The 16,125-nt window shown below is 72.3% G+C and carries 14 protein-coding genes; 8 read left to right on the forward strand and 6 right to left on the reverse strand.

What is annotated here, in order from left to right; translation table 11 throughout:
* Positions 1–4: 4 nt before the first annotated feature.
* From ITJ59_RS14010 to ITJ59_RS14035, 6 genes are all read left to right on the forward strand, one after another.
* Complete coding sequence (locus ITJ59_RS14010) at positions 5–946, forward strand: glycosyltransferase family 2 protein (RefSeq protein ID WP_194651929.1); 942 nt, start codon at positions 5–7, stop codon at positions 944–946.
* Positions 936–2,492, forward strand: coding sequence for a DUF2142 domain-containing protein (locus tag ITJ59_RS14015; protein ID WP_194651930.1), 1,557 nt, complete (start codon positions 936–938; stop codon positions 2,490–2,492). Before ITJ59_RS14010 ends, ITJ59_RS14015 begins: the two co-directional genes overlap by 11 nt.
* Entirely contained in the window at positions 2,489–4,114 is a 1,626-nt protein-coding gene (locus ITJ59_RS14020) for a glycosyltransferase family 39 protein (protein ID WP_194651931.1), read from the forward strand. Before ITJ59_RS14015 ends, ITJ59_RS14020 begins: the two co-directional genes overlap by 4 nt.
* Complete coding sequence (gene rfbB / locus ITJ59_RS14025; protein ID WP_194651932.1) at positions 4,111–5,097, forward strand: dTDP-glucose 4,6-dehydratase; 987 nt, start codon at positions 4,111–4,113, stop codon at positions 5,095–5,097. The genes ITJ59_RS14020 and rfbB overlap by 4 nt, the downstream gene beginning before the upstream one ends.
* On the forward strand, positions 5,094–5,945 hold the full coding sequence (gene rfbD, locus ITJ59_RS14030; RefSeq protein WP_194651933.1) for a dTDP-4-dehydrorhamnose reductase: 852 nt from the start codon (positions 5,094–5,096) through the stop codon (positions 5,943–5,945). The genes rfbB and rfbD overlap by 4 nt, the downstream gene beginning before the upstream one ends.
* Before the next feature lie 190 nt (positions 5,946–6,135).
* Positions 6,136–7,278 (forward strand): glycosyltransferase family 4 protein, encoded by a 1,143-nt coding sequence (locus ITJ59_RS14035; RefSeq protein ID WP_194651934.1) that lies wholly within the window; start codon positions 6,136–6,138, stop codon positions 7,276–7,278.
* Positions 7,279–7,285: 7 nt separating this feature from the next.
* Here ITJ59_RS14035 and ITJ59_RS14040 read toward each other — a convergent pair whose 3' ends face one another.
* The 6 genes from ITJ59_RS14040 to ITJ59_RS14065 all read right to left on the reverse strand — a co-directional run bounded on the left by ITJ59_RS14040 (position 7,286) and on the right by ITJ59_RS14065 (position 13,880).
* Complete coding sequence (locus ITJ59_RS14040) at positions 7,286–8,041, reverse strand: glycoside hydrolase family 16 protein (protein ID WP_194651935.1); 756 nt, start codon at positions 8,039–8,041, stop codon at positions 7,286–7,288.
* A gap of 446 nt (positions 8,042–8,487) precedes the next feature.
* Complete coding sequence (locus ITJ59_RS14045) at positions 8,488–8,760, reverse strand: hypothetical protein (protein WP_194651936.1); 273 nt, start codon at positions 8,758–8,760, stop codon at positions 8,488–8,490.
* 182 nt (positions 8,761–8,942) lie between these two features.
* Complete coding sequence (gene purE, locus ITJ59_RS14050; RefSeq protein WP_323749513.1) at positions 8,943–9,455, reverse strand: 5-(carboxyamino)imidazole ribonucleotide mutase; 513 nt, start codon at positions 9,453–9,455, stop codon at positions 8,943–8,945.
* A 9-nt stretch (positions 9,456–9,464) separates the two neighbouring features.
* Positions 9,465–10,562: a hypothetical protein gene (locus ITJ59_RS14055; RefSeq protein WP_194651937.1), complete on the reverse strand. Its 1,098-nt coding sequence runs from the start codon at positions 10,560–10,562 to the stop codon at positions 9,465–9,467.
* A 244-nt stretch (positions 10,563–10,806) separates the two neighbouring features.
* Entirely contained in the window at positions 10,807–12,468 is a 1,662-nt protein-coding gene (locus tag ITJ59_RS14060) for a glycoside hydrolase family 6 protein (RefSeq protein WP_194651938.1), read from the reverse strand.
* Positions 12,469–12,743: 275 nt separating this feature from the next.
* The gene (locus tag ITJ59_RS14065; protein ID WP_194651939.1) at positions 12,744–13,880 is read right to left on the reverse strand and encodes a 5-(carboxyamino)imidazole ribonucleotide synthase; all 1,137 of its coding nucleotides are present in this window, start codon (positions 13,878–13,880) and stop codon (positions 12,744–12,746) included.
* Positions 13,881–13,993: 113 nt separating this feature from the next.
* On the opposite strand from ITJ59_RS14065, the gene ITJ59_RS14070 reads away from it, so the two are divergent.
* Both ITJ59_RS14070 and ITJ59_RS14075 read left to right on the forward strand, forming a co-directional pair.
* Entirely contained in the window at positions 13,994–14,452 is a 459-nt protein-coding gene (locus ITJ59_RS14070; protein WP_194651940.1) for a GtrA family protein, read from the forward strand.
* Positions 14,453–14,487: 35 nt separating this feature from the next.
* On the forward strand, positions 14,488–16,041 hold the full coding sequence (locus ITJ59_RS14075) for a DUF2142 domain-containing protein (RefSeq protein WP_194651941.1): 1,554 nt from the start codon (positions 14,488–14,490) through the stop codon (positions 16,039–16,041).
* Positions 16,042–16,125 lie beyond the last annotated feature (84 nt).

A 16,125-nucleotide genomic window follows, 5' to 3' on the forward strand; every position in this document is an offset into this window, starting at 1 on the left:
GCCCGTGAAGCTATTCGTCCAGATCCCCTGCCTCAACGAGGAGAACACCCTCGCCAGCGTCATCGACTCCATCCCACGGGAGATCGACGGCATCGACGAGATCGAGATCCTGGTGATCAACGACGGCAGCACCGACCGCACCGTCGAGGTCGCCAAGGAGCACGGTGTGAAGCACTTCGTGCACCACACCACCAACATGGGTCTCGCCCGCTCGTTCCGCGACGGCGTCGACTACGCCCTGCTGCACGGTGCCGACATCGTCGTCAACACCGACGGTGACAACCAGTACCCGCAGGCGCAGATCGCCGAGCTCGTCCAGCCGATCCTCCGGAAACAGGCCGAGATCGTCATCGGCGACCGGCAGACGCGCACCATCGAGCACTTCTCCGGCTTCAAGAAGATCATGCAGCGCTTCGGCTCGTGGGTCGCCAGCCGTGCGGCCGGGCTCGACCTGCCCGACGCCGCGAGCGGGTTCCGCGCGTACTCGAAGTACTCGCTCATCCGGCTGAACATCGTCACGCGGTTCAGCTACTGCATGGAGACCATCGTGCAGGCCGGCTACAAGCGCCTGGCGATCGCCTCGGTGCCGATCACCACGAACCCGAAGACGCGCGAGTCCCGGCTCTTCAGCAACATCTTCCAGCACATGTTCGAGTCCGGGTCGGCGATCGCCCGTGTCTACCTGATGTACCGGCCGATGGCACTGTTCGCCTGGGTCAGCGTGGTCCTCGGCGGTCTCGGGCTCTGGCCGCTCATCCGCTACCTGGTGCTGCTCGCGATGCACACCCCCGGCAACCACCTGCAGTCGATCATCCTCGGCGTGGTGCTGCTCATCACGGCGCTGCTCTCCATCGTCATCGGCGTCGTCGCCGACCTCACCCGCCTCAACCGCACGCTGGCCGAGGAGCAGCTCGACCTGCAGAAACTGCAGCGGTATGGCGACTGACACGGCTCCGACCGTGTCGGGCGCCGTCCGACCGAGCGTGGGCCGCGCCGAACGCACCGTCGTCATCGCACTGACGATCGCGTTCGCCGCGGTCCTGGCGGTCTGGGCGGTCGTCACCACCACTTACAAGGCTCCGGACGAGCCGACGCACGTCGATGCCGCGCTGCACCTGGCGATCGGCGACACCTGGGCCGAGCCCGGTGCGATGCACTACCTGAACGCCATGCACAGCACGCAGGTCAGCAACCTGCACCAGGCGGCCAGCGAGAACGCGACCTGGGGCGAGCTGCTCCGCGAGTTCCCGGGCGTGCACCCGACCAGCATCGACCAGATGTCACAGCACCCGCCGACCTACTACGCGCTCGCCGCCGGGGTGCTCCACCTGGTGCACTTCGAGGACCTCCGGTGGGACCACGCCGTGATGGCCCTGCGACTGTTCGACGCCCTGCTGGTCCTGCCGCTGCCGTTCCTGGCGTGGGCCACCGTCCGCCGACTGACCGGTTCGCCCCGCGCGGCCGTGATCGGCGGCGCCGCGGTGCTGGCGGTGCCCGAGGTCGCGTCGATCGGGGCATCGGTCACCAACGACGCCCTGATGCTGCCGCTCGCCGGAGCCCTCGTCTTCTTCGTCGTCCGCATGCTCACCGGTGACCTGCGGGTGCGCACCACGGTGTGGATCGGCCTGCTGCTCGGGGCGATGCTGCTCACCAAGGGCACCGCGCTGCCCGCCGTCCCCTTCGTCGGCATCGCCGTGATGGCCGCCGGGTACACCCGTGCCGCCGTGTGGCGGAACGTGCTCCGGACGCTCTGGACCCTCGGGATCGCCGGGGTCGTCGGTGGCTGGTGGTGGCTCCGGAACATCCTCGTGTACCACGGGATCCAGCCCGACGGCATGGCCGCCGAACGCCCGCCGATGCCGTTCCCGGACGGCACGTCGGCCAGCCCCGAGGTCTTCCTGCGCGACTACTGGAACGGTGTGACCCGCACGTTCTGGGGCAGCGTCGGCGGCCTGGCCCAGTTCCAGTTCGCGCAGTTCCTGGTCGACGCGCTCACGATCGTGTCGATCGCCGGCATCGTGATCTGGGCGTTCCGTCGTGGCCCGTCGCTCCGCCCCGCGATCGTGCTCGCGTCCTTCCCCGTCATCCTGATCGCCCTGCACATGCAGAGCGGGTGGGGCGGCTACGTCAAGAACACGATCGTCGCGGGCACCCAGGGCCGGTACTACTACCCCACGCTCATCGCGCTCATCGCCCTGAGCGCCCTCGCCTGGCGCCGGGTGACGATCAGCGCGGCCGGCACCACGCGCCTGGCGATCGGCATGTCCGTGGCGGCGACGACCATCGCGCTGTACGGGGTCGTCTACGCGCTCCGGGCGTTCGGGCGCGACGCCGCGTTCTGGATCGACGGCCGGTCCATCGTCACGTTCGACCGGTACGGCATGCTCGCGGCCGGCGGCAACGTCACGCTCGCGGTGATCGCCGCCGTCGCGCTGCTCGGCACCGGGGTGCTGCTCGTGCGCTTCGTCCGCCGTCCGGGGGTCCCCGCGTGACCCGCCGCCGCGAACTGGTCGCACTCGGCAGCGTCACCGTCGCCTGGCTGGCGTTCCTGCTCACCTTCGCCCTGCTCACGCCGGCGTTCGGCGCTCCCGACGAGGCGGCGCACGTCGACGCGGCGTTCCGGCTCGCGCTCGGCCTCGGCTGGCCGAACGGCGGCGAGATGCACTACCTCGCCGCGATCCGGCAGATCGTCGAGCACCCGGTGCCCGCCGTCGACCGCCCCACGGTCGACGGCCTGCTCGCCGCCGTGCCCGGTGACTCCGCCGCGATCGACCCGATGTCGCAGAACCCGCCGACGTACTGGCTCGTCGCCGCCGGCATCCTGCGCCTCATCCGGTTCGGAGCGCACGACTGGGCGACCTCGGTGCTCGTGCTGCGCCTGTTCGACGTCGCGCTCGTGACCGCGCTGCCCGTGCTCGTGTGGGCCACGGTCCGCCGGGTGACCCGGTCGCCGCGCACCGCACTCGTCGCTCCGCTGCTGCTCTTCGCGGTGCCGCAGCTCGCCCAGGTCGGGGCCGGGGTGACGTCGTGGGCGCCGATGGTCCTGCTCGGTGCCGTCCTCGTCTGGTTGAGCGTGCGCGTCCTGACCGGCGACCGCTCGTGGTGGACCACCGCCGGGCTCGCCGTCGCGGTGACGGGCCTGGCCGCGATCAGCGCGCTGGGGCTGCTGGCGGTGCCGTTCGTCGTGGTGGTGTTCGTGCTCGCACACCGGGGCGCGGGCGGCGACACCGATTCACGCGGCACACACGGCGACGGCGACGCCGGCGGCGCACGCGGCCGCACCGCCGCGCGCACCGTCCTGCACGCCGCCGTCGTCGTCGTGGCCGCCGCCGCGGTGTCGGGCTGGTGGTGGATCCGCACGCTGCGCACCACCGGGACGCTGCTGCCGGACGCCCTGCGCGCCTCGACCACCGTGCAGCCGTACCCCGCCGGCGGTGCGAACCCCGGCGCCTTCGCCGGTCGGCAGTGGGACGGACTGACCGCGTCGTTCTTCGGGGACTTCGGCGCGAACCAGTGGCCGCTGCCGCCCGTGGTCATCGACGCCCTCGCGATCGTCGGGCTCGTGGCCCTGGCGTGGTCGTACGCTCGCCGCAGTCCCGACCGCCGGGTGATGACGATCGCGCTGGTCTGGCCGGCCCTGGTCGTCGTCGCGACCCTCGCCTACAACTGGCGCAACTACCTCGGCACGCACCACGGCAACGGGCTGCAGGGCCGGTTCCTCTTCGTCGCCGTCGTCGCGCTCGTCCTGGCCCAGGCCGTGGCGTGGCGGGCACTCGTCGTGCGCCCCGAACTGCGCCGCCGGCTCGCCGTGGTCGCTGCCGTCGGCTCGTTCGCGATCGGCCTGTACGGCATCGGGATCGCCTACCGCGGCGCGTGGGAGGACGTCCAGTTCCGGGTGACCCCCGACGGCCTCTCCGCGATGGCCAGCGGATCGCTCGCAGGAGCGGTCCCGGTCGGCGTGGCCGGTGCCCTGTTCCTCGTCGCCGCCGTCGCGAGCACCGTGCTCGTCCGGCGCGCTGCCGACCTGCCGACCACCACGACCACCCCCGTCACCGGCCTCCCGCTAGAATCGCCGCCGACCCACGAACCGACCGTCAGGAAAGAGAACTCGTGAAGATCCTCGTCACCGGAGGAGCCGGCTTCATCGGCTCGAACTTCGTCCGCCGCACGCTGGAGGACGCGTACCCCGGCCTCGAGGGCGCCGAGGTCGTCGTCTACGACGCACTGACCTACTCCGGCAACGAAGCGAACCTCGCCCCGGTCGCCGACTCCCCCCGCTACACCTTCGTGCACGGCGACATCCGTGACGCCGCGAAGCTCGACGAGGTCGTCCCGTCGGTCGACGCGATCGTGCACTTCGCCGCCGAGTCCCACGTCGACCGCTCGGTCCGCGACTCCGGCATCTTCGTCGAGACGAACGTCGTCGGCACCCAGCGCCTGCTCGACGCCGCGCTCCGCCACGGCACCGAGCGCTTCGTGCACGTCTCCACCGACGAGGTCTACGGCTCCATCAGCGAGGGCTCGTGGGACGAGGAACGCCCGCTCGAGCCGAACTCGCCGTACTCGGCGTCGAAGGCCGGCAGCGACCTGCTCGCCCGCAGCTACCACCGCACGCACGGCCTGAACCTGTCGATCACGCGCTGCTCGAACAACTACGGTCCGTTCCACTTCCCCGAGAAGGTCATCCCGCTCTTCGTCACGAACCTGATCGACGACGTGCACGTCCCCCTGTACGGCGAGGGCAACAACATCCGCGACTGGCTGCACGTCGACGACCACACCCGCGGCATCGCGATGGTCCTGACCCGTGGCCGCGCCGGCGAGATCTACAACATCGGCGGTGGCACCGAGCTCACCAACAAGGAGCTCACGCAGCTGCTCCTCGACGCCACCGGCAAGGACTGGTCGTACGTCGACCGCGTCGCCGACCGCCTCGGCCACGACCTGCGCTACTCGGTCGACATCTCGAAGATCCAGGCCGAGCTCGGCTACGAGCCGCTCGTGCCGTTCGAGCAGGGCCTGGCCGACGTCGTGCAGTGGTACCGCGACAACCGTTCGTGGTGGGAGCCGCTCAAGGAGCGCGCAGCGATCGCATGACCAGGTACCTCATCACCGGCGCCGCCGGCATGCTCGGCCGTGACCTCCAGGCCGCGCTCGCCGGACGCGACGTCACCGCGCTGTCCCGCGCGGAGCTCGACATCACCGACCCGGACGCGGTGGACGCCGCCGTCGCCGGGCACGACGTCGTGATCAACTCCGCTGCGTACACCAAGGTCGACGACGCGGAAGGCCACGAGGACGCCGCCTTCGCCGTCAACGCGACCGGCCCGAAGCTCCTCGCCGAGGCAGCGGTGCGTCACGGTGCGAAGCTCGTCACAGTGTCGACGGACTACGTGTTCGACGGCAACGGCACCGCGCCCTACGCCGAGGACGCCCCGACCGACCCGATCAACGCCTACGGCCGCACCAAGGCCGCCGGCGAGGCGTTCGTCCGCGAGATCGCCCCGGACACGTCGTACGTCGTCCGCACGGCGTGGATCTACGGGGCGCACGGTCCGAACTTCGCCGCGACGATGCTCCGCCTGGCCGGCTCGCACGACACCGTGAGCGTCGTCACCGACCAGGTCGGCCAGCCGACGTGGACCGGTGACCTCGCCGCCCGCATCGTCGAGCTCGTCGACGGGGACGCCCCAGCAGGCGTCTACCACGGTACGAACGCCGGACAGGGCTCGTGGTTCGACTTCACCCGCGCGATCTACCGCGAGCTCGGCCTCGACCCCGAGCGTGTGCTGCCGACGGACAGCGCCGCGTTCGTCCGGCCCGCACCGCGTCCGGCCTACAGCGTGCTCGGGCACGACGGCTGGTCGCGTGCCGGGCTCGCGCCGATGCGCGACTGGCGCGAAGCGCTGCGCGCCGCGGTGGCCGCAGGTGCGCTGAGCACGTAGGCAGGGCAGTCGACCGGGAGGCCCGGGGTGCGTTCCCGACGTCGGGAACGCACCCCGGGCCTCCCGTCTCGGTCCCCTGCCGCACCCCGCCGGCCGCGCTCAGGGGGCCACCCGTCTGCCCTGGTAGTGTCGGGCAGCCGGGCGCCGGGCCGGTCCTCGGCCCCATCACCACGACGAGGAGACCAGCACCATGACCACCCTCCACGTCCTCGTCGACCAGGTCGTCGCCCCCGTCCCCGGCGGCATCGGGCGGTACGCCGAAGAGCTCGCCCGACACCTCGTCGCGAACGCGCCGAGCGGGTGCGACGTCGCCGGGGTGGTGTCCGCGGTCAGCTCCGACGAGATGGCCCACCTGCGCACGCTGCTGCCGGGGCTGTCCGAGCTGCAGCGGCTGCCGCTCGCACGCCGCGAGCTCTCACTGGCCTGGCAGGGCGGCTTCGTCGGCGGGATCGCCAAGGGCATGGTGCACGCGCCGAGCGTGCTCGCTCCCCTGGTCAAGCACGACCGTTTCCAGGACCCGGGGCGGCAGACCGTCGTCACCGTGCACGACACCGTGCCGTGGACCAACCCCGAGACCCTGACGCCGCGCGGCGTCCACTTCCACAAGGCGATGGTGAAGCGTGCGTGGAAGCACGCCGACGCCGTCGTGGTGCCCACCCACGCGGTGGCGAGTGCCCTGAACGAGATCCACCGGTTCGACGACCGGCTGCGCGTCATCGGCGGCGCGCCGAGCGGACGGCTCCGGCTGCCGGTCGACGCCGACCTGCGTGCCGAGCGGCTCGGACTGCCGGACCGGTACGTGCTGGCGGTCGGCACCCTCGAGCCCCGCAAGGCGCTGTCGTCCCTGATCGAGGCGCTCGCGCACCCCGACGCACCAGCCGACATCCCGCTCGTCATCTCCGGCCCGGACGGCTGGGGTGACGTCGACGTCTACGGCACCGCGGAGCGCGCCGGCCTGTCCCGCGACCGGGTGAAGGTGCTCGGCAGGATCGACGACGCCGACCTCGCCGTGGTGTACGACCGGGCCACTGTTTTCGTGTTCCCGAGCCTCGCCGAGGGCTTCGGCCTGCCCGCGATCGAGGCGATGAGCTTCGGCACCCCCGTCATCCACTCCGACGACCCCGCGGTGGCCGAGGTCGCCTCGGACGCCGGCGTGACCGTCGCACGCGGGCCGAAGGAGTCGTACCCGGAGCGGATCGCCCAGGCGGTCTACCAGGTCGTGAACGACCCGCACCTCGCCAGTCGCCTGGCGGTGGCGGGTCCGGACCGTGCCCGGATGTACGACTGGAGCGACTCCGCCGCCGAGACCTGGCAGCTGCACGCCGACCTGTGACCCGGCGTCACTTCCCGTACGTGTAGGTGCTGACCCAGTCGATGTAGAGGTGGCCGGTGTCGCCCCAGTTGCCGACCTGGAACATGTAGCGGTGCGCGGTCTTCGGCACGTGCTTCGTGATCGTCTTGATCACCTTGCCGTCGAGGCGGTACCGCACGGACTTGCCCGGGATCCACTCGATCGAGTACGTGTGCCACGAGCGCCAGGACACCCCGGTGCTCAGGCTCGTCGCGTTGACCTCCTGCCCGGGCGTCATCGAGTGGTGGTGCAGCATCGGCTGCTGGTCGAAGTTGGCCTCGGGGTAGTCGATCTCGCCGTCCGACCACTTGTCCGACGAGGGCCACAGCATGAACGCCGCACCGTTCCCGTCGCCACCGGTCGCCTTGGCACGGACGATGAACTTGCCGCCCTTGTGGCCCCACGCACCCGACGGCGTCCCGAACGTGCCCGCGGCGCCGTGCTTGCCGTCGAGCTTGACGTCCATGTACCCGTTGTGCGCGCTGACGAGGGCCCCCGAGTAGTACATGCCACCCGTGCCGTCCGGGTACGGCTGCCACGAGTTCGTGTAGGTCTTGGCGAACGCCCCCTTGGCGGACGCAGCGGTGCTGAAGTTCTCGCGGAAGGTCTGCTTGAAGTTCCCGACGTTGCCGATCGGTGCCGAGCTGGCCGACGCTGCGGTCACCGGGCCGAGCGGACCCGCGACGAGCGCCGCGCTGAGGAGCACGACGGCGATGGCTGCCCGCTTGGTTGCGCGTTTCTGCATGAGCTGTCACTCCCTGACGTGACGGTTCGCACCCGTTCCCGTGGGTGCCGGGAGGCCGCCTGCCGACCTCCTGCGGATCACGGTAGTTGCGAAGTGCAGCCAGCGCGCGGGGTTGACAAATCAGCCCTATCCCCAGTCCGCGGGGGTTGCAGACCGTTCCGTCTACGTGGAGGAAGTGCTGGTCAGCGCCGTGTAGCGCCCCCGTTCTGGGGCTGACGGCACGTGTTCTCCGTGCCTCGGTGCTGTCGGTCACGGTGCTGTCGGTGTTGCTCGCGGCGCTGTCGGTGCGCTCTTGCTCGCAAGACGCCGTCGTCTCGTCCGGACGCCGCGGTCCCGTCGAGACGCCGTCGAATTCGGAGGCGTCTCGGCTCCGGAGCGGCGTCGAGCGATGACGACGGCGTGTCAGCGGCGCGACCGGAGCGGCGTCGAGCGATGACGACGGCGTGTCAGCGGCGCGACCTCACGACGGCGGAGACGACGGCGGCCAGTACGGCGACGATCACGACCACCGCGGCGACCTCGGCGACGTGCAGGGCCAGCGTCCACGACTCGAACTGCGACTTGGTGGCGACGACGTCTCCGTCCGTCGCCCCGAGCCACTGCGACACCGGGTTGATCGGGCCGGCACCCCGCACGGCGATCGCGCAGACCAGGGCTGCGACGACCGCGGCGCCGGCCAGGACGAACGTGACGGTGTGACGACGGAGACGAGCGCGCATGGCGCTACCGTAGCGCGCATGACGCGATGCGAGGAATGCGGCCGACCCATCACCGGCGAGGTCGTCCGAACCGCGACCCGGACGCTCGACCGCGTCTGCGCGGACCGGACGACCGCGATCGCCTACGGCCTGCTGAACGGCGGCAGTCCGTTCGACGGCCCAGGGGCCCCGCGCGCGGAACGCTAGAGGGAGTCGCGAAGGCGCGCGGCCTTCTCCTCGACCAGCTTCTCGAGCCCGTCGGCGTACTCCGTCAGACGAGCGGCGACGGCCGGCTCCGACGACCCGATGATCCGTGCTGCGAGCAGACCGGCGTTCGCCGCACCGTTGATCGCCATCGTCGCGACCGGGATGCCGGCGGGCATCTGCACGATCGACAGCAGCGAGTCGAGACCGTCGAGTCGCGCCAGCTGCACGGGCACACCGATGACGGGCAGGGTCGTCATCGACGCCACCATGCCCGGCAGGTGGGCGGCACCACCGGCACCGGCGATCACCACGCGGATGCCGCGCGCGGCGGCACCACGGGCGAACCGGGTCATCTTGTCGGGCGTGCGGTGCGCCGAGACGACGTCGGCCTCGAACGGGATGCCGAGCTCGGTGAGGATGTCCGCCGCGGCGCGCATCGTCGGCCAGTCGGAGTCCGAGCCCATGATGATCGAGACGAGCGGCTGTGCGGGTGCGGCGGTGTCGGTCACGCGACGAGCCTAGCCGAGCAGCACGCGGCGCCAGGCGTCGTCGTCACGGCCGATCGTCCGCTCCCCCGTCACCCACCGGACCGCGCGTTCGTCGGCCGTCCCGACCTCGACGGCGGCCCGCACGGCAGCGCGCCACGCCTCGGTGCCGTCGGGCACCGCAACGGCTCCGTGCGCGCGCGCCAGGGCGTACGACGGCCGATCGGACACCACCGCGGGCAGCCCGAGCGCGGTGTACTCCAGGAACTTCAGGTCGCTCTTCGCCCGGTTGAACTCCTCGTCGCGCAGCGGGGCGACCCCGGCTCGCCAGCGCTCCCGGTGCGCGACGAGCCACCGCGAGAACGCCGGGTAGTGGCCGTCCGGCACCTCGATCCGGCGGAACCAGTCGGCACCCCCCTCGTCGGTCACACCGATGACCTCGAGGCGGATCGGTGCGCCGTCGGTGGCCGTCAGGTCGGTGAAGACGTCGCGCAGCAGTTCGAGGTCGGCGGCGTGGGTCAGGGTGCCCATGTAGAGCACGCGGTGTTCGCCGTCGGGTCGGTCGTCGTCGTCCTCGGTGTCGCCGGGCGTCCAGAGCCCGGGGTCGAGGGCGTTCGGCACGACGACCACCTCGCGGGCGACCGGACGCACGACGTCCGCGAGCTCTGGTGTGCTCACGACGACGGTGTCGGCACCGCGGACCAGGGCGTCGATCGACGCGAGGCGGTCCGGGTCGTACTCGGCCCGTGCCAGGCGCGCGCGGCCGGACGCGGTGAAGAAGTCGTCGTCGACCTCGCCGACCACGCGGACCCCACGGGCGGCAGCGGCGTCGAGGAAGCGCTGCACGGCGTCGCGCGGCAGGTTGTCGCGCTGCACCAGCACCGCGGCGTACTCCGTGGTGTCGGTCCCGTCGATGAACGCGCCGGGGTCGACCTGGCGGACCGCAGCCGTGCCACTGGCCGCGAGGTGTTCGGTGCGCCGGACCACCCGCACGTGGGCGGACGCCGGGTGCGCCCCGTCGCCGCCCGCGACGACGTAGCCGAGGACGGGCAACGGCGCTGGAGTGGGCGGCGTGCCGACGACGGCTCGGCGGAGGCGGCGGGCGGCCCGGCGGACGAGATCACGCGGCATGCGCCCATCCTCTCGCACGGATCGAGCAGACTCGCACCCGCCGGTCGGCAGCGCACCGTGCCGCGATCGTCACGGATGGAGCACGGCGCCTCGTTCGTCAGTGGTGCGCGTGTTGCCCGCTCCGTGCGAGCGTGCAGGACCGCACCCAGCGAGCAACCCCGCACCGGGAGACCAGGGCCGCACCGTGCGCACGCAGCACCCACTCCTCGCACGGTGCGGGGTCGCCGGCCATCCGACCGCGCCCTCAGCGCACGGTCACGGACCGGCACGGACTGGCCGTGCGGTCCGTCCCGGCGCCGGTGTTCCGCGCGACCGCGCAGACCCGGTGCTTCCCGGCCCGCACCGCGACGGTGCCGGCGAACCCGTGCTTCGCTCCCGAACCCCACGTCCGGTCGACGTCGGTGCGCTTGCGGCCGGCCGACAGCGACGCCACACGCTTGCCGTCGACGGTGATCGCGACGGTGCTGGCGGCCGACACGGCGTCGCCGTCGAACGCCCAACCGCGCACGCTGACGCGGCCGCCCGTCGCCGTCGCCGTCGCCGATTCGAGCGCGGCGTAGGGATCGTGTCGGAAGGCCCGGACCGTCGCGCACCCGAGCGTCGTGTCCGACCCGGCACCGATGTTGACCGCGGTGACGCAGACACGGCGAGCGCCGGCGGCAGCGGGTACGACGCCGTCGAAGCCGTGTGCCGCACCGACGCCGGCAGCGCGGTCCACATCGGGTCGGTCGAGCGCGGCGGCGGTGGCGCCCGCGACGACGCCGTCGACGGTGGCGCGGACCCGGACGGGCTGCGTGGGGTCGTCCTCGTCGAACGCCCACCCCGTCACCCGCACGCCACCCCCGGTGCCGGCGACGACCTCGAGCGCACCGCGGGGAGCGAGGTCGGGTGCGGGCATGCCGAGCCGGGCGTTCGCCACGAGGGCCTGCGCGTACGTCGACCACCACGTGCCCGCGGCCGGGGCGCCGTTGCAGGTGCCGTCGCTCGCGCCGGGGGTCTTCACCCACAGCAGGGCGTCGAGCGCGGTGCCGTCGGCGACGACCCGGGGCGAGGTGCCGAGCCCGGCGCCGGGACCGTTGCACCAGGTGCCCCGCCAGCCCTGCCCGTTCCGCGAGGTGTCGATCACGTAGTGCGACCCTCCGGTGGCCGCGGACACCTTCTGCGCGTAGGCCTGCTCCTGGGCGGTCGGGTAGTAGTTCGCGACGTTGGTGAAGAACCCGCGAGCCTGCTGCACGCCAGCGCTGTTCAGCCGTGCCGCCATGGTGGCCGGCGGCACCCAGTTCGAGTTGCCGGCGTCGAGGTAGGCCGGCACGCCCGCAGCGGTGAGCCCGGCGACGGTGCGGGAGAGGATCCGGTAGCGCTGTTCGTCGAGCGTGGCGCTGCACTTCGCGTTGCTGAGCATCGCGAGCGAGTCCGGCTCGACGACGACGGCGGCGCGGTGCCCGGCGAGCGCGGCGGTGACCTGGTCGACCCAGGCGTCGTAGGAGTCCTCCGAGAACCCGCCCGCCGAGTACCCGCCGCAGTCGCGGTCGGGGATCGCGTAGAGGACGAACACCGGGGTCGTGCCGGAGTCGTCGGCGCCGGTGACCGCAGCGCTGATCGTCTTCGTCAGCTGGGTGCCCTGCGTCCACTCGCCGAGCCAGGTCGCGACGGGGTACCGCGCGATCGTCGCGGCGGCCTTCGCGCCGGCCGGGTCCGACGAGGCGAGTGCGGCCTGGGCCTTCGCTGCTTCGCTGGTCGGCGAGCGGTACGGCCCTGCCCCGTAGAGCGACTGTGCCGTCGCGGAGCGGATGGTCGCCGCCGAGGTGACGGCGGACGCGCCACTCACCGGCAGCAGTGCGCCGACGAGGGCGGTGAGTGCGACGGCGGCGGCGCAGAGGACAGCACGGCGCTGACGGCGACGCATGGACACACTCCTCGAACGGTCGACTCCGGACCGTTCCATGGGAACACGGGCCGCCGCGGGCCACCACCCGCCAGTGCGGGTGCCACCCGAGCGGGTGTCGGCAGTCCGGGGGACGCGCCGGTCGCCCTGGACGCGACCCACGGACGGACGGGAGGCCCGTGGCGGCGTCGCCACGGGCCTCCCCCCACCGACACGGCCGGACCGCCGCTGGCGCGTCGCTCCGGTACCGGCGGCGTGGGCCCAGTCCGCCACCCGTCGCGTCGACGGACCCGGTGTCAGTCGTCGAAGTGCGCCGCGGCCGCGCGCGCCCGGTAGACGACGTCGTCGACGTCGTCGCCGAGCACCGTGACGTGCCCGATCTTCCGACCCGGTCGGGGTGCCTTGCCGTAGAAGTGGTACTTGGCCTCGGGGAACGCCTCGAGCGCGGCCGGGTACCGAGCGGCGAGGTCGCCGTCGGCCGGCCCGCCGAGCACGTTGACCATCACGGCGGCCGGGGCGAACGAGCCGGTGGCGCCGAGCGGCAGGTCGAGCACGGCACGCAGGTGCTGCTCGAACTGGCTCGTCGTCGCACCGTCGATCGTCCAGTGCCCGGTGTTGTGCGGTCGCATCGCGAGCTCGTTGATCAGGATGCGCTCGTCGTCGGTCTGGAACAGCTCCACCGCCAGGACGCCCGTGACCCCGAGCTCCTCGGCGATCCGGACCGCGATCGACTCGGTCACGTCGGCGATGCGGCCGGCGCTGTCGGGTGCCGGGGCGATGACCTCGGCGCAGACGCCGTCGCGCTGCACGGTCTCGACCAGGGGCCAGGCGACGACCTGGCCGGAGGGCCGCCGGGCCACGGACTGCGCGAGCTCGCGGGTGAAGGGCACGAGTTCCTCGGCGAGCAGCGCCTGGCCGCCACCGGCCTCGGCGACGGCGATGAACCAGTCGTCGACGTCGGAGGCGTCCGACACGACCCGCACGCCCTTGCCGTCGTAGCCGCCGCGCGGGGTCTTCACGACCGCACGCCCGCCGTGGTCGTCGAGGAAGGCGCGGAGTTCGTCGGGGTCGTGGACCGCTGCCCAGTCCGGCACCGGCAGCCCGAGCTCGGAGAGCCTCCTGCGCATGGTGATCTTGTCCTGGGCGACCGCGAGCGGCCCGGGGCCGGGGCGGACGGCGACGCCGGCGTCGACCAGGGCGCGCAGGACCTCCTGTGGCACGTGCTCGTGGTCGAAGGTGACGACGTCGACGTCGCGGGCGAACGCCAGGACCGTGTCGACGTCGTGGTAGTCGCCCTCGGCCGTGGCGGCGATCGCAGCCGACATGCCCGGGCCCTCGGCGAGCACCCGGATGTCGATGCCCAGCTCGACGGCCGCCGGCACCATCATCCGTGCCAGCTGTCCCCCACCGATGACCCCGACGCGCAACGCCATGCTGTGTGATCCTTCCGGCGTTCCCACCGAGTGGTGCGAACGCGTTGTCTACAATCGCTGTTCGGGTCGCGCTGTGCGCGACCGGACACAACTCTACGGATCCTGGAGGGCACGTGCGGCGCCTCATTGCTCAACTGGCACGCTTCGGCGTGGTCGGTGCCGTCGGCTTCGTCGTGGACACCACGGTGTTCAACGTGCTGCGGCTCACCGTCCTGAACCCCGAGGACGTCCACTCGGGGCCGTTCTGGGCGAAGGTCGTCTCCACGGTCGTGGCGATCTTCGTGAACTGGATGGGCAACCGGTACTGGACGTTCCGTGAGCAGCGCCGGGCGGTCGCGACCCGTGAGGGCATCGAGTTCGTCGTCGTGTCGCTCGGCGGCATGGTCATCGCGCTCGCCTGCCTCGGGGTGTCCCACTACGCGATGGGACTGACCTCGGTCCTCGCCGACAACGTGGCGAACATCGTCGGGCTGGTCCTCGGCACGGTGTTCCGGTTCTGGCTCTACAAGGTGTGGGTGTACCACCCCGAGCGAACCTCGTCGGAGCCCGTCGCCACCGACGTCGCACGGTAGGCACGCGCTCTAGGCACTCGCTCTAGACTCGACGGGTGACGGCCCACGAGACCACCACCAGCACCACCGCACCACCCCGCACCGCCCGCTGGGAGCGTGTGGCGATCGCGATCGTCACGGCGACCTTCGGCCTGTGGCTCGTCGCCTGGGCCCTGATCGTGCCGGTGTTCGAGGCTCCGGACGAGACCGCGCACATCGACGCCGCGGTGCACGTCGCCCTCGGTGATGCCTGGGCCGCCCCCGGCGACCTGTTCGTGACCAACGCCGTGCAGGCCGCCAAGGTCGAGCAGGCGACGAAGCCGGCGAGCGAGTGGTCGACCGTCAGCGAGCTGCTGCAGAACGCCCCTGGGCAGTCGTCGATGGTCAACCAGATGACCCAGCACCCGCCGACCGCGTACCTCGCGGGGGCCGCGGTCCTGCGCGCCGTGGACTTCGGGGACCTGCGGTGGGACCGGGCCTTCACCGCGCTGCGCCTCGCCGACGTCCTCGCCGTCACCGCGCTGCCGCTGCTGGCGTGGGCGTCGGTCCGCCGGGTGACCCGGTCGCCACGGGCTGCCCTGGTCGGCGCGCTCGCGGTCTTCGCGACGCCCGAGCTCGCCTCCATCGGTTCGTCCTTCTCGAACGACGCGCCCGTGCTGCTCGTCGCCGGAATCGTCGTGTGGCTCGCCACCCGGCTGCTGACCGGCGACACCCGGTGGCGCACCACGATCGCCCTGGCGGTGGTGCTCGGCGCGCTGGTCTGGATCAAGGGCACCGGGTTGCCGGCGGTGCCGTTCGTGGCGGTGGTCGTCCTGTTCGCCGGCGCCAGCGTGCTGTCCCTGCGGCAACGCGCGGTCCGCACCGTCGTGGCGATGGCCGTGTCCGGTGGCATCGGGGCGTGGTGGTGGCTCCACAACTGGTTCGCCTACGGCCGGATCCAGCCGAACGGCTACACCGCGATGCGCCCGCCGAAGGACTTCCCCCCGGGCGAGCACCCGACCCTCGGGCACTTCCTCGACGTCAGCTGGGGCACGCTGTCGCGGACGTTCTGGGGCAGCTTCGGCGGTCGGGCCCAGGTGAGCATGGGCGACCTGCTGACCGCGGTCCTGACGCTCGTCGCACTGGTCGTGCTGGTCGGCTGGGCCTTTCGGCGCGGCCCGGACCTGCGTGTGGCGCTCTGCCTGGCGGTGTTCCCGGCGCTGCTCATCGGCATCCAGAACCGGACGAGCGCGCACTCGTACCTGACCACCACCGAGGTCGCGGCGACCCAGGGCCGCTACTACTTCCCGGCGATCGTCTGCCTGATCGTGCTGAGCGCGTTGGCCTGGCGTCGCCTGGTGCCCGCCGGCCGTGCACGCGCGTGGGCCGCGGTCGCGCTGGCCGTGTTGCTGCCCGCCGTGGGCGTGTACGGGTTCGCGGTGGCGTCGGCGTGGTTCTGGAACGCCGCGCTGTTCCCCGTGACGGGCCGCGGACTGCTGCGGTACACGGAGATCGGGCCGGTGCCGCCCGCGGTGCTCGTGGTCGTCGTGGGGCTGGTCGCGGTGGGCCTGGTCGCGTCCGTCGTCCAGGTCGCCCGTGCCGACCGTCGGGTGGCCGCCCCCGCGCCGTGACCACTCGTCGGGCGTGCGGCATGCGCATCCCGCACGCCGCCGAGTGAGCAGACGACGACGGGTCCCGGCGTGGGACCCGTCGTC

Origin of the sequence: Curtobacterium sp. VKM Ac-1393 (genome assembly GCF_015350995.1) — a bacterium.
Classification (GTDB): Bacteria; Actinomycetota; Actinomycetes; order Actinomycetales; family Microbacteriaceae; genus Curtobacterium.

What these genes read in the sequence shown, in the direction of transcription:
- ITJ59_RS14015 (WP_194651930.1), top strand. Translation starts at nt 936, where the DNA reads ATGGCGACTGACACGGCTCCGACCGTGTCGGGCGCCGTCCGACCGAGC.
- rfbD (WP_194651933.1), top strand. Translation starts at nt 5,094, where the DNA reads ATGACCAGGTACCTCATCACCGGCGCCGCCGGCATGCTCGGCCGTGAC.
- ITJ59_RS14035 (WP_194651934.1), top strand. Translation starts at nt 6,136, where the DNA reads ATGACCACCCTCCACGTCCTCGTCGACCAGGTCGTCGCCCCCGTCCCC.
- ITJ59_RS14040 (WP_194651935.1), bottom strand. Translation starts at nt 8,041, where the DNA reads ATGCAGAAACGCGCAACCAAGCGGGCAGCCATCGCCGTCGTGCTCCTC.
- ITJ59_RS14045 (WP_194651936.1), bottom strand. Translation starts at nt 8,760, where the DNA reads ATGCGCGCTCGTCTCCGTCGTCACACCGTCACGTTCGTCCTGGCCGGC.
- ITJ59_RS14055 (WP_194651937.1), bottom strand. Translation starts at nt 10,562, where the DNA reads ATGCCGCGTGATCTCGTCCGCCGGGCCGCCCGCCGCCTCCGCCGAGCC.
- ITJ59_RS14060 (WP_194651938.1), bottom strand. Translation starts at nt 12,468, where the DNA reads ATGCGTCGCCGTCAGCGCCGTGCTGTCCTCTGCGCCGCCGCCGTCGCA.
- ITJ59_RS14065 (WP_194651939.1), bottom strand. Translation starts at nt 13,880, where the DNA reads ATGGCGTTGCGCGTCGGGGTCATCGGTGGGGGACAGCTGGCACGGATG.